The organism is Qipengyuania proteolytica, assembly GCF_019711565.1.
In the GTDB taxonomy this organism is placed as follows: Bacteria; Pseudomonadota; Alphaproteobacteria; order Sphingomonadales; family Sphingomonadaceae; genus Qipengyuania; species Qipengyuania proteolytica.
This window is the reverse complement of the sequence record NZ_JAIGNN010000001.1, coordinates 1,256,950-1,273,593: the sequence shown is the minus strand read 5'-3', so window position 1 is coordinate 1,273,593 and position 16,644 is coordinate 1,256,950. Positions and strand designations below refer to the sequence as shown.

Below are 16,644 nucleotides of genomic sequence, written 5' to 3'. Positions count from 1 at the left end.
GGCGCGGAGATGCGCCAGATGTGCCCGCTCACCGCAGACGAAGGAGCCTATTGCAGCAAGCAGCTTTTGCTTGGCCAGTCCAAAAACCCGATTGCAGTGACCGGATTGCTACCTGATCAGCGCCCTGCTTCTGCGGGCGCGGTGGAAACACGGGTGGCGAGCTCCTGCCCTTCGGGGATAACCGCCAAACGCCACCCGCGCGTGTCGCCGAAATACTTCTGGCCGAGCGCGAGCATCCGTTCCGGCGTGGTTTCGGTGAGGTCGTTGAGCAGCGAGCGTAGCAGGCCGACGCGACGCGGGTCCTCGGTCGAACCTTCGAGCTGGAACAGCCAGAACAGGTTCCCGGTCGAGACACGGTTCACATATTGCAGCAGCGGCTCGGTTACGCGCTGGAGCTCGTCGGCGTCGGGCGCGGTGGTCGCTAGGTCGCGTGCGATCCGGTCGGCCGCGGCGAAGAAGGCGGGGACGTCCTCGGGCCGCAGCTGGGCGAAGGCGCTGATGCGTCCGCCGCTCTCGACATCGGTGGGCCACTGGCTGTTGACCACCGGCGCATAGCTCGCCCCGGCCCGTTCGCGCATGGCGTCCATCAGGCGATTGTTGAACACCTGCGTCAGGATTTCGAGCTGGCGCGATTCCGGTAATCCGGCCACGCCCGCCCCGCTGGGCCAGGAGATCACGGCAGCGGCCTGGTTGGCGTCGCCCTTGTGATACTTGACCACGGTCTCGCCCGGCTTCGGGAAGCCATAGGTTTCGCCAGCTACATCGGCGGGCAGCGGCGTGCGGGGCGCAAGCGCGCCGAACGTCCGGGTCAGCGCGGCAATGCCTTCGTCCTTGTCGAAATCGCCGAACACCAGCACTTCGACGGGGCCCTGCCGGAGCAGCGGCTCCCACACCTTGCGGAAACCCTCGGGACTGGTCGCATCGATCGCTGCCGGGTCGGGGGTTTGGAAGCGTCCGTCCTTGTCGCGCAGGAGATATTCGAGATCGCGGTTGATCACGCCTGCCGGATTGGCCGCATAACTTTCGTAGGCGAGCCGTGCGGCGGCCTGTGCGCGGATCACCGGATTGGGGTCCCAGCCCGGTATCTGGAGCTTGGCGGCGAATAGGTACAGCTGGTCGGCCAGGTCCTGCTTGCGGGTCTGTGCGAACAGGGTGAAGGCGCCGTCGGATATATCGAAGTCGAAGCCCATGCGGCGGCCGGTGGAAATCCGGTCGAGCTCTTCCTGACCGAGTTCCCCCACGCCCGACCCGACCAGCGCCATGCGGCCGAGCGTTGCATAGGCCCCGTCTTCGGGTGCGAGCGCGCGCCAGCCCCCGCCGAAGCGGACTTTGACCGCGACGCGCCCGGGCTCGGCATCGTTGGCCCACAGGATCGCCTTGACGCCATTGGCGAAGTCGATCCGCTCGATATCGAGTACGCCAATCGGACCTTGCTGGGCAATCGTCCCCGGCTCACCGACCGGCGGCAGGTCGGCGAAGGAAATCTGCTGCGCCGCGATGCGCGCATCGCTGGCTGCCTCGACCGGCGCGAGCAGCGCCGTGCGGATTTGCGCGTCGGTCGCCTCGCCCGGCTCGGGCGTGACATAGGCAGCGCGGATCACGGCCCCGTCGAACAGCTTGCGCGTCTGCTGCAGCATCTGGTCGGGCGTGATCTTGTCGCGCATCGAGTTGAACACGGTCAGCACGGTTTCGGGCGCTGCGACGGTCTCGCGGATGTCTACGGCGTTGACGACGTCGTCGGCGAGGCGCGCACCGGCCATCACACGGCGCTGCTCGACCGAACTCGCGAAGATCGACTCGAACTCGGCCAGCTCCCGATCGATCTCCTCCTGCGTCGGAGGGTTCGCGAGGGCATCGGCAATGACGGCGCGCACATCGGCCAGCGCACCCTGCCAGTCGCCGGAGAGCGGGGCGAAACCGACGAATGTCGCGTCGGCTGAGCGGCTGACGTCGTCCTGCTGGACCTGCGCGTAGAGATAGCTGCCGCCCGTCCGCGCCCGCGCTTCCAGACGGCGATTGATCAGCGCCTGCGCCAGACTGTCGCGCAGCAGGCCCTCGTTATAGGCAATGGTGTCCTGCACCGGACGCCAGGGGCGCATGATGGCATAAGTGAAACTGCGCTGCAGGCCCGGTTCCACGATCGCCGCGACTTCGCCGACCGGATTGGCCGGGTCGCTGCCCGCGGGAGCCATCGGATCGCCAAAACCCGGAGCGGGCGTCGTTGCCCCGTCGCCCTTCCAGTCGCCGAAGTATCTTTCGACCTCGGCGGCCAGCTGCATGGGATCGAGATCGCCGACCACGACGATCAGCGTATTCTCGGGCCGGTACCACCGCTTGTAGAACGCGCTGACCGAAGCCCCGGTCGCGCCTTCCAGCGTCGCCTCGGTCCCGATCGGGAGGCGATTGGCGAGCACTTGCCCGGCAAACAGGGTTGCACGGGTTTCTTCCGCCGCCCGCTGCTGCGGACCGCCGCGCTCGCGCTTCTCGGCGAGGACGATCGGCACCTCGGCCTTCACATTCGCATCGGACAGCACGGGCGCGCGCACCATGCCGGACAGGATCTTCATGCTCTCGGCAAGCTTGGCTTCGTCGACATTGGGCAGGTCGAGCTTGTAGACCGTATGCGTGGGGCTGGTCTCGGCATTGGTGTCGCTGCCGAAGGTCGCGCCGAGGCGCTGCCAAGTCGGGATCGCCATCGCCGGGCCGAGATACTTGCTCTCGCGGAACAGCAGGTGTTCGAGGAGGTGCGCATAGCCCTGTTCGGCATCGGTCTCGTAGAGCGATCCCGCATCGATGCGCACGCGGATCGAAACCTGGTCGGGCGGGACACCGTTCTTGCGCACCGCATAGCGGACGCCGTTGGGCAGTTCGCCGAAGAGCCATTCCTGGTCGCGCGGAACATCGCTGCCCTCGTAAATCCAAGGCGTTTCGCCGGCCGGCGTGAGGTGCTGCGGTGTCGGCGGAGCCGGGTCCTGTGCAAGCACCACCTGCGGGGCAAGCAGGGCGAGCGGAAGGACGAGCGCGAGACGCCGGACGGCGCGCGGAAAAATAGCCATGGCAGGGATATAGGGTGCCTTCTTCTGAAGGGACAGTGAACATTGGACAAAACCTTCTTGCCTTGCCGCAAGCCCTGCCCGCTCCTACATCGCCAGTCATGTTCATCGAGACCGAAACGACGCCCAATCCGTCGAGCCTGAAGTTCCTCCCCGGCCAGCAGGTCATGGGATCGGGAACGCGCGAATTCGCCACCCCCGAAGCTGCCGAAGCAAGCCCGCTGGCACAGGCCATCTTCGATCTCGGCGACGTGACCAACGTGTTCTTCGGCGGCGATTTCATCACCGTCACCGCAGCACCGGGCGTCAGCTGGACCGACCTCAAGCCGCAGGTCCTCGCAATCCTGCTCGACCATTTCGTCTCCGAAGCGCCGCTCTTCGCCCCCGGCACTGCCGGCGGTATCAGTGTTCCGGCCGAAGAGGAGAGCATGCTGGTCGAGGAACGGGCGGAAGATGCCGACATCATCGCGCAGATCAACGAGCTGCTCGAAACCCGCATCCGCCCGGCAGTCGCGGGCGATGGCGGCGATATCCAGTATCGCGGCTATCGCGACGGTATCGTCCACCTCCAGATGCAGGGGGCGTGTTCGGGCTGCCCTTCGTCGACGGCGACCCTCAAGCACGGGATCGAAGGGCTGTTGAAACATTATGTCCCGGAGGTCGTTGAAGTCCGCGCCGCCTGACATCCCACCGCTTTTCCGAGGACTTGATGACCAAGCAATTTCACGACCAGTCGCTGTCTGCCGACGCACTCGACCAGATTTTTCGCGAAGCGCGCAGCTACAACGGCTGGCTCGACAAGCCGGTGACCGACGAGCAGCTCCACGCGATCTACGAGCTGCTGAAAATGGGTCCGACTTCGGCCAATATGCAGCCTGCGCGGATCGTTTGGGTCAAGTCGGACGAGGCGAAAGCGAAGCTGCTGGAATGCGTGTCGGAAGGCAATCACGACAAGGTGAAGGCGGCGCCGGTCACCGCGATCATCGGCTATGACATCGATTTCCACGAAGAACTGCCGTGGCTCTTCCCCCACACAGACGCCAAGAGCTGGTTCGAGGGCGACGAGGAAGGACGCAAGGAAGGCGCGTTCCGCAATTCCTCGCTCCAGGGGGCTTACCTGATGATCGCCGCCCGCGCGCTCGGGCTCGATTGCGGCCCGATGTCGGGCTTCGATCAGGACGCCGTCGACAAGGCTTTCTTCGGCGACAACCCCAAGCACAAGAGCAATTTCATCTGTTCGATCGGTTACGGCGACAAGACGACCATTTTCGGACGCAGCCCGCGCCCGGATTTCGACACGTTCAACGTCATCGCCTGACTTGCAGCGCAGCGCGCCCTGAGGCAGGGCGCGGTTCATGCGAAGTCTTGCCATAGAAACGGCGACCGAGGCCTGTTCGGTAGCGCTCTTCGAGTCCGGGAAACTGCTCGATGCGCGCCACGAGGTGCTGGGCCGCGGCCATGCCGAGCGTCTCGTCCCGATGATCGCCGAACTCCCGGACAAGGGCCGCGCGGACGTCATCCGCGTCTCGCTCGGCCCGGGCAGCTTTACCGGCGTGCGGATCGGCCTTGCCGTCGCGCGGGCGCTCGGGATTGCCTGGGGAGCCGAAGTACGCGGCTATCCCACCCTCGCACTCGTCGCGGCGCTGGCGCAGGATCGCGATCCGGAGGGCGTGACCGTATGCATGACCGGCGGACACGGGGAGTGGTTCTTGCAGGACTTCGATCCAGGCTGCGTCGCGCTTGGCGAGGCCGTGTCGTTGCCTCCGGCGCAAGCCGCGACCCGCGGCGCAAGAGCCGTCATCGCCGGGAACCGGGCCAGCGAACTTGCCGCCCTGTCTGGCGATGGGCACCGGGCCATCGACATCCTGCCTGATGCGAAGGGTACGCTGCTTATGCCCGGGGATGTCTTCACGGAAACGCTCAGCCCCCTGTACGGCCGCGCGCCGGATGCGAAGCTGCCCGGCGCATGAGCGACCTCGACCAGCTGATGGCCGTGATGGAGGCGGCGTTCGACCCGCACTGGCGCGAGGCATGGACGCGTTCGCAAGTCGAGAACTCGCTGGCGATGCCGAATACTTATGCCCTGCTCTGCGATGCCGATGGCCATCCGCTCGAAGACGGGCGCAAGGCTGCCGGTTTCGTGCTCGTCCGGCGTGCTCCCGGCGAAGAAGAATTACTATTGGTCGCCGTCGATCCGGACTTGCGCCGCAAGGGGCTCGGACGGTCCTTGCTGGAACTGTTCTTTGCGCAGGCCCGGAGCCACGGGGCGGAGCGTGTGTTCCTCGAGATGAGATCCAACAATCCTGCGCTAACCCTTTACGAATCAGTCGGTTTCAACCCCATCGGCCGGCGGCGCGCCTACTACCGAACAGCGACTGGCGAGGCCCTCGACGCCATCACTTTCGGTAAAAATTTGTAACCAGGCGACAACAGAGTTGTATGTTTGCGCCAAAATAATCATGTGTATTCTAGTCTTTACGAACTCTTGTCGATTTTATACAATGCACCCATCCAAAATGGGTCGCACTAATATTGATAGGCAATAGGGAGCCTAGCTGAATGGAAAATTTCGAAACCGATATGGCCGAGACGCTGATCACGCTGACCTCGGACATCGTCGCGGCCCATGTGAGCAACAATAGCGTGGAAGTCGGCGACGTGCCGACGCTTATCTCCAACGTCTATTCCGCGCTGTCCGGATTGAGCGGCGCCGGTGCTGCGGCCGAGCCGACCCCCGATCCCGCCGTGTCGATCCGCTCGTCGGTGAAGAAGGACCACTTGGTCTGTCTCGACTGCGGCAAGAAGATGAAGATGCTCAAGCGTCACCTTTCGACCGAGCATGGCATGACCCCCGACGAATACCGCGCCCGCTGGAACCTTGGCGGCGACTATCCGATGGTTGCTCCGGACTATGCCGCGACCCGCCGCGATCTGGCGGTGAAGATCGGCCTCGGTCGCAAGCCCGGCCAGAAGCGCGGTCGCAAGAAAAAGGCCGCATAAGGCCCTTCGGTTCGCCTTGAGGAAGACGCCCCGGCCCGATAAGGGTACGGGGCGTTTTTCATTGGGACCCCATCTTGCACCAGAAAATCGATCTCGAGCAACTATGCGCCGACAAGGGTTTGCGCATCACGGAACAGCGGCGGGTGATCGCACGCGTTCTGTCCGAAAGCGACGACCATCCCGATGTGGAGCTTCTGCACGAACGCGCCAACAAGATCGATTCCGGCATTTCCATCGCGACCGTCTATCGCACCGTCCGACTGTTCGAAGAGGCGGGCATCCTCGATCGTCATGATTTCGGCGATGGCCGCGCGCGCTACGAAGCCGCGCCAGAGGCCCATCACGATCACCTGATCGACGTGGAAACCGGCAAGGTAATCGAATTCGTGGATCCCGAGATCGAGGCGCTGCAGAAGCAGATCGCCGAGAAGCTCGGCTACCGCCTCGTCGATCACCGACTGGAGCTTTATGGCGTCCGCCTCGACCGCGAAAGCTGAGCGCAAGCTCGCCCGCTATACGGAACGCAGGCTTGCCGCAGCGCGCGGCGAGAATGTCCCGCTCAGTGCAATGGAGTGGCTGCGCTTCACACTGCGCGCCATCGGCATCGTCCTGCTGTTGCTGATTTTCGTGCCGTTGCACTATCTGTATCGCGTCTTCGCCTATGGCTCCCCCTTCCCGATGCTCTTCCTGCGCTACACGGCGCGCGTCATCGGGGCGCGCACGCGGATCGTCGGGACGCCGCTGCGGCGGGACGTCTTCTTCATCTCGAACCACATTTCCTGGATCGACATCCTCGCTTCGGCCGGAGCAAGCGGCACGGCCTTCGTCGCCAAGCAGGAATTGTCGGAAGTGCCCGTCATCGGCTGGCTGTGCCGGCTCAACCGCACGGTTTTCGTCAAGCGGGAGAACCGGCTGGGGGTCGCCGAGCAGATCAACGCGCTGAAAGAGGCCTTGGAGGACAACTGGTCCGTCACCGTCTTTCCCGAAGGCACCGTGACCGACGGGCATTCGCTGCTGCCGTTCAAGTCCTCCATGCTCTCGGTCCTAGAGCCGCCTCCGCCGGGCGTGCTCGTCCAGCCGGTCATGCTGGACTATGGCCCGAATGCCGAGGAGATCGGCTGGATTGGAGAGGAAAGCGGCCTGCACAATGCCATGCGGATCATGGCGCGCAAAGGAACCTTTCCGCTCGTGATCACGTATCTTGAGCCCTTCAGCCCCGAAGACTATCGCGGCCGCAAGGCGATTGCCGCCAAGGCACGCGAGGAGATCGAGCAAGCGCTGGTCGAGGTGCTGGGCAAACCGCTGCGCGACTTCCAGCATGTGGTGGACGCGGTGCGCTACCGCCCGAAAGACATCACGATCGAGCGGATCTAGAGTTCCGCGCCGACGAGCCAGTCGTGGAACAGGCGAACCGGCCGTTCCTCGAGCGCGGTCGGCTTGCAGACGAACCAGTAACTGTAGGGGCTTTCGACCTCGACATCGAACAGCTGCGCCAGCCGCGTATCGTGCGCGCGGCGCAAATGGTCGTCATGCATGATCGCTATACCCAGCCCTTGCGCGGCGGCTTCGAGCATGATCTGGCCAGAATCGTAGTGGTCGATTGCCGCCGGTTCGAGGTCCCCCATCCCCAGTTCCGCCTTCCACGCCGAAAAACTCTCCGGCAGCTCGTTGTGGATCAGGAAAGTCTGCTTGGCGAGCAGCTCCGCCGAGGGATTCTCGCCCAGCCGGTCCCGAAGCTCGCGGCTGCAGATTGCGTGCACCTTGTTGTAGTCGAGCCGAACGGCATGGAGCCCGCGCTCCGGACCGCGCGAAAGGATGATGGCCGCGTCGAGCAGGTCGCCCACCCGGTCCTCCAGATGCGGCCCGGTGTCGATATCGATGTGGAGCAGCGGGTGGCGCGCGCGCAACTCGCCCAGTTTGGGAAAAAGTCGCTGCGTGCCGAACAGCGGCAGGACCCCGAGATGGAGCCGCAGCAGCGACAGGTTTTCCGACTGGCTCTCTACCGCCCGCGCCAAGGCCTCGAGCTGCGGGTTCACGGCCTCGTAGAAGGCATGCCCGTCATCGGTCAGCTGCATCGACTGGCGCGCCCGCGTGAAAAGCTTCTTGCCGACGAATTCCTCGAGATTGCCGATCCGCCGCGAGAGGGCGGACGGGCTCAGCCCCAGTTCGTCCGCGGCCGCCCGGGCAGAACCGAGCCGCACGGTGCGCACGAAGGCTTCGAGGGCCCGCAAAGGGGGGAGACGCCGGGTTGCCATGAGGATTGCAAGCTATGGAGCGAAGTGGCCCGTGTCGAGGGCGAATGTGCGAAATTCTGCAACTCTGCGATCAGTCGCTTTCTTCCGCCGTAACCGGTTCGTGGAGACGCAGTCGGGTGACATGCGTCTCGTCCCCATCGGTCACCTCGATCCGCCAGCCGCTCGGGTGTTCGACCACCGTGCCGACCTGCGGCACCTGCTCTGCCAGCACGAAGGCGAGGCCGCCGAGCGTATCGACCGATTCCTCGACCTCTGCCAGAGCGGGATCGACCTTCTCGGCGACGTCGTCGAGCTCGGCACGCGCATCGCAATCCCACATGCCAGCGCCGATCGGCACGATCCATTCCTCGGGCGCATCGTCGTGCTCGTCCTCGATCTCGCCGACGATCTCCTCAACCAGGTCCTCGATCGTGATGATCCCGTCGGTGCCGGAAAATTCGTCGACCACCACCGCAAGATGCATCCGCTGCGAGCGCATGTCAGCCAGCACATCCAGCGCATTGCGCGTCTGCGGCACGTAAAGCGGCTGGCGCATCAGCACGGTCCAGTCGGCCGGCGGCGCATCGCCCCGGGCTAGAAACGGGAAGATATCCTTGATGTGGATCATCCCGATCACGTCGTCGAGCTGGTCGCGATAGACCGGCATGCGCGAATGGCCGTGCTCGGCGAAGGTCTCGACCAGCTCGTCCCACGTCGCATCGGCGTTCATCGCGATGATCTCGCCCCGCGGCACGGCTACGTCGTCGGCATCGTGCTCGCTGAAATGCAGGAGGTTGCGCAACATCTGCCGCTCGACCGGCGACAGGTCGCCACTGCCGCTTACCGAGGGGGCGGCATCGCCGTTCTCGCCCTCGTGCTCGTCGATGGCCTCTTCGAGCTGCGCGCGCAGCGACCGCTCTCCGAGATCGGGATCGAACAATTTACGGATCGCGAGCCACAGCCCGCTGCTACTCTCCGCGTCTCCGGCGGGTGATGACGAATCGGGCATGGCCCTGACAATGCGCTCCGTTCAGTTGCGATCCCCATATGGGTCGGCGATACCCAGTTTTGCAAGCGCCGCGATTTCGAGTGCTTCCATCGCTTCGGCCTGTTCGTCGCTGTCGACGTGATCGTGGCCCGCGAGATGGAGCAGGCCGTGGACGATGAGGTGCGTTGCGTGGTCTTCCAGGCTGATACCTTTTTCCGCCGCTTCCCGCGCGCAGGTCTCGCAGGCCAGCGCGAGATCGCCGAGCATCTCCGGCGGGCCGTCGGGCGCGAGATCGCGCAACTCTTCGCGCTCGAGCATGGGGAAGGACAGCACGTTGGTCGGCTTGTCCTTGCCCCTCCATTCGCGGTTCAGTTCGTGAACTTCGGCGTCCGAAGTGAACAGCAGGCTGGCCGACAGTCGCGCATTGGCCAGCACGGGCTCGACCGCAATCCCGGCTGCTACTGCGCGCTCCGCCAAAACGATCCAATTGCCCTCGGGCCAGTTTTCGACGTCTATTTCCAGTTCCATCGCTTCGATCGTTCAGTAGCCCAGCCTACGCTTTCGCACTGGCACCCATTCCTCCGGAATTTCAATCGCCAAATCACAGACATGGACGTCTCGCACCAAGTCGATCATGCGACCCTTGTCGAGGTCGTCCTTCGGTGACCAACGAGCAAAATCGCCCGCGAATTGCTCGAGTAATCCTGCGGGATTATCCAGTTCGGCAGCTTTAACTCGGTACTTTCGAAGCCTTTTGCAGGTTTCCTTCCAATAGTGATCGGTCGGACACCCGAATTGGGCTTTCGCAAATGCTCCGGCTTTCCAACGCTGCGCGACGTTCCGCGCAAGATCGAGATTTGGAGTGGTGCCGTCGGGCTTATCCTTGAGCGCAGCGTACTCGCCAACTGCGCCCAACATGGCTTCCCAGTAGCCATGGGCAGCCGTTCCCTTATCGCAGTCTGGTTGCGCCAGTATCCAATCGAGTACCTGGCTATCGTAATGACCAACCCGGAAACTGTAGGAGATAGTTGATCGGCACTCTAAGGGTTTGCCTTCGAGCCACTTGATGAGCTCCTTTGCGGGGTCATGCTTCCCCTTCCGAAAAAACCGGCTCAGCAAGTCTTTTGGCGCCTAATTTCCTACGCCCTCGTAAGCCTCGACGATGCGCCCGACGATCGGGTGGCGCACCACGTCGGCGGCGGTGAAGCGGATGGTGCCGAAACCCTCGACGCCTTCCAGCTTCTCGACCGCGTCGGCGAGGCCGCTCATGCGGTCGCCGCCGGGTATGTCGACCTGCCGGGGGTCGCCGCAGATCACCATGCGGCTGTTCTGGCCGAAGCGGGTGAGGAACATCTTCATCTGCTCGCGCGTGGTGTTCTGCGCCTCGTCGAGGATCACGAAGGCGTCGGCCAGCGTGCGGCCGCGCATGAAGGCGATGGGCGCGATCTCGATCTCGCCACTGGCCAGCCGCCGTTCGACCTGTTCGGGCGGCATGCAGTCGTAGAGCGCATCGTAGAGCGGGCGCAGATAGGGATCGACCTTCTCCTTCATGTCGCCGGGCAGGAAGCCGAGCTTTTCGCCCGCTTCCACGGCGGGACGTGACAGGATCAGGCGCTGGACGCTGCCGGTGATCAGCTGCGCCACAGCCTGCGCGACCGCGAGATAGGTCTTGCCGGTACCTGCCGGGCCGAGTGCGAAGATGATGTCGTCGCGGACCAGCGATCGCATGTAGGTCGCCTGCATGGCGCTGCGCGGCACAATCGTCTTGCGCCGCGTGCGGATCATGATCGGCGGACCCTGCGGCGCATCGTCGACGATGCCGTCGAGCGTGGGTTCGTCCGACATGGCGATCAGCGCCTCGATCGCGCCCTGGTCGAGATCCTGCCCGATGGCGAGCCGGTCATACATAGCTTTGAGGACGTCGCGCGCCCGCGCCACGCTGTCTTCCGGCCCCTCGATGTGCAGCGCATTGCCGCGCGCCGCGATGAACACCCCGAGCCGGTTTTCGACTTGCACCAGATTCGCATCGAACTGCCCGAAGAGCGCGCCGAGCAGGCTCTGGTTGTCGAAGTTTATGTCCACCTGCGCGCGACGGATTTCGCGTTGCGGGCTGGGCGGCGGCGAGAAGCGACGATTGTCCTTCGTTGCGGGTTTGCGGGCCATAGGCTCCTTTCCAATGCGACTCGGAGTCTAGGCCGGAACGCACGGGAGGCAAGCAAGGCACCGCAACATGGCGGTGGAAAGTAACCCGCTTGTCATCGCCGCAGGGGCCGCTCACACTTTCGCGCCGACTCGCGACTACGGAGACTGCCGATGTTCCGTCCCGCCCTTGCCTCGATCTGCCTCCTCGCCCTAGCCTCCTGCGGCGAAAACCCCGCCGCGCAGGACTCAGAGCCCCAACCGACCACCGCCCTCGCGGACCAGGGGCCACCGCCGCCCTCGCCGGAGAACGACGTCCGCCATTTCCTGCTGCAGGAATACCCCGAGGCCGCGCCGATGCGCTACGCGCTGGCGTGGAGCGACCTCGACGGCGACGGGGCCGAGGAGGCGATCGTCTATCTTGCCGGCATGTATTTCTGCGGGTCGGGCGGGTGCAACACGCTGGTCCTGACCCCTGCGGGCCCGATGTGGCGCAAGGTCGGCGAGATCAGCGTGTCGCGCACGCCGATCACCGTGCTCGAAAGCAGCACCAATGGCTGGAAGGACCTGACGGTCGCCGTTGCGGGCGGCGGCGGCGAAGCGGGCACTGCGCTGCTCAGGTTCGACGGCCGCGCCTATCTTTCGAACCCGACGGTCGCGCCCGCCGAGATGACCGGGGAGACCGGCACCGTGCTGATCGCCGAGGAGCCCGGGTTCACCGACCTCGAAGCGATGGAGGGTTCAGGCGGCTGACAGCGCCGGCTGCCGGAGCCTTGCAGCGAGCGAGTTGGGCCCCGCTTCGAGCAATTCGACCGCGACGAGATCGCCGATGCCCACATCGCCTTCGAACCACGCGCTTTGCAGCCAGGGCGTCTTGCCGAGCCACTGGCCGGGGTGCTTGCCCTTGCGTTCGACTAGCACTTCGCAGGTCCGCCCCACGGTGCCCTGGTTGAACGCCAGCTGGTCACGGTTGAGCGCGGCCTGGAGGCGCTGGAGGCGTTCGTCCATGACCTCTTTCGAGACCTGGCCGTCCATCGTGGCCGCAGGTGTTCCGGGACGTGGGCTATACTTGAAGCTGAAGGCCTGGGCGTAGGCCACCTCGTCCACCAGCGCGAGGGTCTCTTCGAACTCGGCCTCGGCTTCGCCGGGAAAGCCGACGATGAAATCGCCCGACAGCGCGAGGTCGGTCCGCGCGGCGCGGAAGCGTTCGAGCAGCTTGAGGTAGCTTTCCGCCGTGTGGCTGCGGTTCATGGCCTTGAGGACACGGTCGCTGCCCGCCTGCACCGGCAGGTGGAGAAAGGGCATCAGCTTGTCGATTTCGCCATGCGCGGCGATCAGGTCGTCGTCCATGTCGGCGGGGTGGCTGGTGGTGTAGCGGATGCGCGCGAGGCCATCGACCTTCGCAAGGTCGCGGATGAGGCCTGCGAGGCCGACCCTGTGGCCCTTCGCGTCCTCGCCGCTCCATGCCGAGACGTTCTGGCCGAGCAGCGTGATCTCCTTCGCGCCCGCGTCGACCAGCTTCTTCGCTTCGGTCACGAGGTCCGCATAGGGGCGGCTGATTTCCGCGCCGCGCGTGTAGGGCACCACGCAATAGGTGCAGAACTTGTCGCAGCCTTCCTGCACGGTGAGGAAGCTCGCCGGATTGGTGCGCCTGCGTTCTGGCAATGCTGCAAACTTGGCGATGGCGGGCATGTCGGTGTCGGTCGCACGCTCGCCCCTCACCGCCTTGTCGAGCATCTCGGGCAGGCGATGATATGCCTGCGGGCCGACGACCATGCTGACCGCAGGGGCGCGCGCCATGATTTCCTCGCCCTCGGCCTGCGCGACGCAGCCCGCGACCGCGATCAGCGGCTTGGTCCCGTCGGCCTTCTGCAACCGGCCGATGTCCGAATAGACCTTCTCCGCCGCCTTCTCGCGGATGTGGCAGGTGTTGAGCACGACGAGGTCGGCCTCCTCCCCCTCGGGCGCTGGCACGATGCCGCGCTCGCCCAGCATCTCGGCCATGCGCTCGCCGTCATAGACGTTCATCTGGCAGCCGAAGCTCTTGACCCTGTAGGTCTTGGGGGCGGTGGTCGGTTTCATGAGTGGCGCGCCCTACCCCAAGGTACCGGCGCTTTCAACGAAAAGGGCGGCACTTGGCCGCCCTTCCTTGGTCAATTGGGGTGAGCTTACGAAACAGTCGCCTTCACGATCTTGCCCGGCTCCCGCGGCGGCTCGCCCTTGGGCAGCGCGTCGACGTGTTCCATGCCGCTCTCGACCTGGCCCCAGACGGTGTACTGGCCGTCGAGGAATTCCGCGTCGTCGAAGCAGATGAAGAACTGGCTGTTGGCGCTGTCGGGCACCTGGGTGCGGGCCATCGAGCAGGTGCCGCGGGTGTGCGGTTCGCTGTTGAATTCGGCCTTGAGGTCGGGCTTGTCGCTACCGCCCATGCCGGTGCCGGTCGGATCGCCGCCCTGCGCCATGAAGCCGGGGATCACGCGGTGGAAGACCACGCCGTCGTAGAAGCCTTCGTTTGCGAGCGTGGTGATGCGCTCGACGTGACCCGGTGCGAGGTCGGGGCGCAGCTTGATCACCACGTCCTTGTTTTCGCCGTCGCCGGTGTCGAGGGTGAAGGTCAGCTTGTCGGCCATTATACGTGTCTCCTGTAATTCGGTTGGCGCCTACATAGGGATTGTGCGCCCAGAGTCACCAGCCATGTGCAAGCTGTTGCTTGCAATCCCGCGCTGCCCGCCTAGACCGCTGCTCCAATGAGCGAGAGCGACCGCCCCCTCGATGAAGACGGCTTCCTGCTGGCCCGCGAGCCGGAGGAAGAGGCGCGCCCGGACGACCGCATCGACGACGAGCGGATGGACGAGGAGAACACGCTCAAGAAGGAGTATGTCTCCAGCGTCGAGGACGCGCTGGAGGAAGGCGATACGCAGCGGGTCTACGACCTCGTCGAACCGCTCCACCCCGCCGACATCGCCGACCTGCTCGAATTGTTCGAGCGCGACGAGCGTTACCAGCTGGCCGAGGCGATCACCGACCTGATGACCTCGGACGTGGTTGCCGAGCTCAACGACTATGTCCGCGAGGACATGATGGAGGCGCTGCCCGCCGCCAGCGTCGCGCAGATCGTCGAGCAGCTCGAGACCGACGACGCCGTCCAGCTGATCGAGGACTTGGACGAGGCCGACCAGCGCGCCGTGCTGGCCGAGGTCGAGCTGGAAGACCGGATCGCGATCCAGTCGGCCCTCGCCTACCCCGAAGAGACCGCCGGGCGCCTGATGAGCCGCGAGTTCGTGGCCGTGCCCGAACACCTGACCGTGGGCGATTTGATCGACTACCTGCGCGACCGGCAGGAACTGCCCGACGAGTTCTTCGAAGTCTTCGTCGTCGACGAGAAGCACCACCCGGTCGGCACCTGCCAGCTGTCGTGGGTGCTGCGCGCGCCGCGCGCCATTCCGCTCGCCGATGTGATGAAGCGCGACCAGACGCTGATTCCCGTGATGCTCGACCAGGAAGAGGTCGCGCTGATGTTCCAGAAGTACGGGTTGATCAGCGCCGCGGTGACCGATGCCGACGGCCGGTTGGTGGGCCAGATGACGGTGGACGACGTGGTCCACATCATCTCCGAAGAGGCGGGCGAGGATGCCCTGCTGATGTCGGGCGCGGGCGAAGGCGACATCAACGAGCCGATCCGCGAAGCCTATTCGGCGCGCGTGCGCTGGCTGGTTGCCAACCTCGGCACGGCACTCGTCGCAAGCTTCATCATCGCGCTGTTCGGTGCGGCGATCGAGCAGCTGGTGGCGCTCGCCGTGCTGATGCCGATCGTCGCCAGCATCGGCGGCAATGCGGGCACGCAGACCATGGCGGTGACCGTGCGCGCCATCGCGACCAACCAGCTCACCCGCAGCAACACCCGCCGCATCCTGTGGCGCGAACTGCGCGTCGCCATGCTCAACGGCGCTACCATCGCGGTGCTGGTGGGCGCGGCGACGGCGATGATCTTCACGCCGCTGCTGGGCGCGGTGATCGCGCTGGCGATGGTCATCAACGTGGCGGTGGCGGGGCTTGCCGGCGTGCTGGTTCCGGTCGCCTTCGAACGGCTCGACCAGGACCCGGCGGTGGCGAGCAGCGTGTTCGTGACGATGATCACCGATTCGATGGGCTTCTTCGCCTTCCTCGGCCTCGCGGTGGCGATGGGGGTCGTTTGACTTGGGGGCAGCACGCCTTACATCCTCCCCATGCCGCTCAACCTGACCAAGATCGCCTTCGGCGCGCAGTCCTATGCCGAAATCGAGAGCTGGTACGCGCAGCGGCGCAGCCCGAACCTGACGACGCGCTATCGCCCGACGAAATGGGAGCAGTGCATCGGCGGCTCGCTGTTCTGGATCCACCAGCACAGCATCGTCGCGCGCAGCGAGATTACCGGTTTCAGCGAGACGAAGGACGGGCGCTGGTCGATCGACCTCAAGCCCGAACTCATCCGCGTCCACCCTCGCCCCAAACGCGCCCACCAGGGCTGGCGCTACCTCAAGGGCGAACCGCCGCGCGACCTCGCGGAGGGCGAGGATATCGGCGATGCTCTGCCGGGGAAATTGGCGGGGAAGCTGGAGCGGTTGGGGCTGATTTAGTCACGGCCAGGTGCCCGATTATAGGTGGAAGGCGCCCACAGAGGATCGTAGCAACTTGGCATGTTTGATTTTGTCTCCTCACCTACTCTTACAGAAGAGCAACTGCCCAACGCGGATGCCTTCGATGCCTTCTATCCATTTATCAAAGGTGTTTTCAGCCAATGGCATGTGACACCTTTCAACCTGGATGGCCGGACATTCGCGACTGCCGAACAATGGATGATGTTTTGCAAAGCGATGCTATTCAGGGATCACGAACGCGCTGAGCAAATCCTAGCTACCGAGGATCCCAGCATGCAGAAGCGCTTGGGATCGCTTGTCAGTCCGTTCGACCAAGCGACATGGGACCGCTGGAAAATCGAAGTTGTCTATAATGGCAACAAGGCCAAGTTCTCTCAAAACCCCGGTGCCGCCCGGCAACTGCTTCAAACCGCGCCAGCGATGCTTGTCGAAGCCAATGTCCGAGACTGGATTTGGGGTGTCGGACTTTCACTTGACGATCCCAAGACAAAGCAACCGAATGAATGGCGCGGGACCAATCTCTTGGGACGTATCCTAACGAAGGTGAGGTCGGAGCTAGATTGCTAGAAACGTTGCACGCGATCGGGTCGCCA

The 16,644-nt window shown here is 64.5% G+C and carries 19 protein-coding genes; 11 read left to right on the top strand and 8 right to left on the bottom strand.

Features of this window, described 5'->3' with window-relative positions; translation table 11 throughout:
• Positions 1-116: 116 nt before the first annotated feature.
• Positions 117-3,056: a M16 family metallopeptidase gene (locus K3172_RS06200; RefSeq protein ID WP_221587959.1), complete on the bottom strand. Its 2,940-nt coding sequence runs from the start codon at positions 3,054-3,056 to the stop codon at positions 117-119.
• 98 nt (positions 3,057-3,154) lie between these two features.
• Here K3172_RS06200 and K3172_RS06195 point away from each other — a divergent pair, with 98 nt between their 5' ends.
• The 7 genes from K3172_RS06195 to K3172_RS06165 all read left to right on the top strand — a co-directional run bounded on the left by K3172_RS06195 (position 3,155) and on the right by K3172_RS06165 (position 7,427).
• The gene (locus K3172_RS06195) at positions 3,155-3,736 is read left to right on the top strand and encodes a NifU family protein (RefSeq protein WP_221587957.1); all 582 of its coding nucleotides are present in this window, start codon (positions 3,155-3,157) and stop codon (positions 3,734-3,736) included.
• A 26-nt stretch (positions 3,737-3,762) separates the two neighbouring features.
• Positions 3,763-4,371, top strand: a complete 609-nt coding sequence (locus K3172_RS06190) for a malonic semialdehyde reductase (protein WP_221587956.1) — start codon at positions 3,763-3,765, stop codon at positions 4,369-4,371.
• 37 nt (positions 4,372-4,408) lie between these two features.
• Positions 4,409-5,023, top strand: coding sequence for a tRNA (adenosine(37)-N6)-threonylcarbamoyltransferase complex dimerization subunit type 1 TsaB (gene tsaB / locus K3172_RS06185; RefSeq protein ID WP_221587954.1), 615 nt, complete (start codon positions 4,409-4,411; stop codon positions 5,021-5,023).
• Entirely contained in the window at positions 5,020-5,472 is a 453-nt protein-coding gene (gene rimI, locus K3172_RS06180) for a ribosomal protein S18-alanine N-acetyltransferase (RefSeq protein WP_247717938.1), read from the top strand. The genes tsaB and rimI overlap by 4 nt, the downstream gene beginning before the upstream one ends.
• A 140-nt stretch (positions 5,473-5,612) precedes the next feature.
• A complete protein-coding gene (locus K3172_RS06175; protein WP_221587952.1) occupies positions 5,613-6,053 on the top strand; it encodes a Ros/MucR family transcriptional regulator in 441 nt (146 codons plus the stop codon).
• A 74-nt stretch (positions 6,054-6,127) separates the two neighbouring features.
• On the top strand, positions 6,128-6,550 hold the full coding sequence (locus K3172_RS06170; protein WP_221587950.1) for a Fur family transcriptional regulator: 423 nt from the start codon (positions 6,128-6,130) through the stop codon (positions 6,548-6,550).
• Entirely contained in the window at positions 6,522-7,427 is a 906-nt protein-coding gene (locus tag K3172_RS06165) for a lysophospholipid acyltransferase family protein (RefSeq protein ID WP_221587948.1), read from the top strand. The genes K3172_RS06170 and K3172_RS06165 overlap by 29 nt, the downstream gene beginning before the upstream one ends.
• On the opposite strand, the gene K3172_RS06160 is transcribed toward K3172_RS06165, so the two are convergent.
• The 5 genes from K3172_RS06160 to K3172_RS06140 all read right to left on the bottom strand — a co-directional run bounded on the left by K3172_RS06160 (position 7,424) and on the right by K3172_RS06140 (position 11,438).
• A complete protein-coding gene (locus K3172_RS06160; RefSeq protein ID WP_221587946.1) occupies positions 7,424-8,308 on the bottom strand; it encodes a LysR substrate-binding domain-containing protein in 885 nt (294 codons plus the stop codon). The genes K3172_RS06165 and K3172_RS06160 overlap by 4 nt on opposite strands.
• 70 nt (positions 8,309-8,378) lie before the next feature.
• Positions 8,379-9,296: a hemolysin family protein gene (locus K3172_RS06155; RefSeq protein ID WP_221587944.1), complete on the bottom strand. Its 918-nt coding sequence runs from the start codon at positions 9,294-9,296 to the stop codon at positions 8,379-8,381.
• A gap of 21 nt (positions 9,297-9,317) precedes the next feature.
• Positions 9,318-9,803: an rRNA maturation RNase YbeY gene (ybeY, locus tag K3172_RS06150; RefSeq protein WP_221587942.1), complete on the bottom strand. Its 486-nt coding sequence runs from the start codon at positions 9,801-9,803 to the stop codon at positions 9,318-9,320.
• Positions 9,804-9,815: 12 nt separating this feature from the next.
• Positions 9,816-10,394, bottom strand: a complete 579-nt coding sequence (locus K3172_RS06145) for a DUF4274 domain-containing protein (protein WP_221587940.1) — start codon at positions 10,392-10,394, stop codon at positions 9,816-9,818.
• Positions 10,395-10,406: 12 nt separating this feature from the next.
• Positions 10,407-11,438 (bottom strand): PhoH family protein, encoded by a 1,032-nt coding sequence (locus tag K3172_RS06140; protein ID WP_221587938.1) that lies wholly within the window; start codon positions 11,436-11,438, stop codon positions 10,407-10,409.
• A 150-nt stretch (positions 11,439-11,588) separates the two neighbouring features.
• Here K3172_RS06140 and K3172_RS06135 point away from each other — a divergent pair, with 150 nt between their 5' ends.
• On the top strand, positions 11,589-12,167 hold the full coding sequence (locus K3172_RS06135) for a hypothetical protein (RefSeq protein ID WP_221587936.1): 579 nt from the start codon (positions 11,589-11,591) through the stop codon (positions 12,165-12,167).
• Here K3172_RS06135 and miaB read toward each other — a convergent pair.
• Both miaB and K3172_RS06125 read right to left on the bottom strand, forming a co-directional pair.
• Positions 12,156-13,496 (bottom strand): tRNA (N6-isopentenyl adenosine(37)-C2)-methylthiotransferase MiaB, encoded by a 1,341-nt coding sequence (gene miaB, locus K3172_RS06130; RefSeq protein ID WP_221587934.1) that lies wholly within the window; start codon positions 13,494-13,496, stop codon positions 12,156-12,158. The two genes, K3172_RS06135 and miaB, sit on opposite strands and share 12 nt — an antisense overlap.
• 86 nt (positions 13,497-13,582) lie before the next feature.
• On the bottom strand, positions 13,583-14,044 hold the full coding sequence (locus K3172_RS06125) for a peptidylprolyl isomerase (RefSeq protein WP_221587932.1): 462 nt from the start codon (positions 14,042-14,044) through the stop codon (positions 13,583-13,585).
• Positions 14,045-14,161: 117 nt separating this feature from the next.
• Between K3172_RS06125 and mgtE the strand changes: the two genes are divergently transcribed.
• The 3 genes from mgtE to ybiA are packed head-to-tail and all read left to right on the top strand — an operon-like array spanning position 14,162 to position 16,618.
• Complete coding sequence (gene mgtE / locus K3172_RS06120; RefSeq protein ID WP_221587930.1) at positions 14,162-15,610, top strand: magnesium transporter; 1,449 nt, start codon at positions 14,162-14,164, stop codon at positions 15,608-15,610.
• Between the two features lie 30 nt (positions 15,611-15,640).
• The gene (locus K3172_RS06115; RefSeq protein ID WP_221587928.1) at positions 15,641-16,030 is read left to right on the top strand and encodes a DUF1489 family protein; all 390 of its coding nucleotides are present in this window, start codon (positions 15,641-15,643) and stop codon (positions 16,028-16,030) included.
• A gap of 60 nt (positions 16,031-16,090) precedes the next feature.
• On the top strand, positions 16,091-16,618 hold the full coding sequence (gene ybiA, locus K3172_RS06110; protein WP_221587926.1) for a riboflavin biosynthesis intermediates N-glycosidase: 528 nt from the start codon (positions 16,091-16,093) through the stop codon (positions 16,616-16,618).
• Positions 16,619-16,644: the final 26 nt, after the last annotated feature.

What these genes read in the sequence shown, in the direction of transcription:
- K3172_RS06200 (WP_221587959.1), bottom strand. Translation starts at nt 3,056, where the DNA reads ATGGCTATTTTTCCGCGCGCCGTCCGGCGTCTCGCGCTCGTCCTTCCG.
- K3172_RS06195 (WP_221587957.1), top strand. Translation starts at nt 3,155, where the DNA reads ATGTTCATCGAGACCGAAACGACGCCCAATCCGTCGAGCCTGAAGTTC.
- K3172_RS06190 (WP_221587956.1), top strand. Translation starts at nt 3,763, where the DNA reads ATGACCAAGCAATTTCACGACCAGTCGCTGTCTGCCGACGCACTCGAC.
- tsaB (WP_221587954.1), top strand. Translation starts at nt 4,409, where the DNA reads ATGCGAAGTCTTGCCATAGAAACGGCGACCGAGGCCTGTTCGGTAGCG.
- rimI (WP_247717938.1), top strand. Translation starts at nt 5,020, where the DNA reads ATGAGCGACCTCGACCAGCTGATGGCCGTGATGGAGGCGGCGTTCGAC.
- K3172_RS06175 (WP_221587952.1), top strand. Translation starts at nt 5,613, where the DNA reads ATGGAAAATTTCGAAACCGATATGGCCGAGACGCTGATCACGCTGACC.
- K3172_RS06165 (WP_221587948.1), top strand. Translation starts at nt 6,522, where the DNA reads ATGGCGTCCGCCTCGACCGCGAAAGCTGAGCGCAAGCTCGCCCGCTAT.
- K3172_RS06160 (WP_221587946.1), bottom strand. Translation starts at nt 8,308, where the DNA reads ATGGCAACCCGGCGTCTCCCCCCTTTGCGGGCCCTCGAAGCCTTCGTG.
- K3172_RS06155 (WP_221587944.1), bottom strand. Translation starts at nt 9,296, where the DNA reads ATGCCCGATTCGTCATCACCCGCCGGAGACGCGGAGAGTAGCAGCGGG.
- ybeY (WP_221587942.1), bottom strand. Translation starts at nt 9,803, where the DNA reads ATGGAACTGGAAATAGACGTCGAAAACTGGCCCGAGGGCAATTGGATC.
- K3172_RS06140 (WP_221587938.1), bottom strand. Translation starts at nt 11,438, where the DNA reads ATGGCCCGCAAACCCGCAACGAAGGACAATCGTCGCTTCTCGCCGCCG.
- K3172_RS06135 (WP_221587936.1), top strand. Translation starts at nt 11,589, where the DNA reads ATGTTCCGTCCCGCCCTTGCCTCGATCTGCCTCCTCGCCCTAGCCTCC.
- miaB (WP_221587934.1), bottom strand. Translation starts at nt 13,496, where the DNA reads ATGAAACCGACCACCGCCCCCAAGACCTACAGGGTCAAGAGCTTCGGC.
- K3172_RS06125 (WP_221587932.1), bottom strand. Translation starts at nt 14,044, where the DNA reads ATGGCCGACAAGCTGACCTTCACCCTCGACACCGGCGACGGCGAAAAC.
- mgtE (WP_221587930.1), top strand. Translation starts at nt 14,162, where the DNA reads ATGAGCGAGAGCGACCGCCCCCTCGATGAAGACGGCTTCCTGCTGGCC.
- K3172_RS06115 (WP_221587928.1), top strand. Translation starts at nt 15,641, where the DNA reads ATGCCGCTCAACCTGACCAAGATCGCCTTCGGCGCGCAGTCCTATGCC.
- ybiA (WP_221587926.1), top strand. Translation starts at nt 16,091, where the DNA reads ATGTTTGATTTTGTCTCCTCACCTACTCTTACAGAAGAGCAACTGCCC.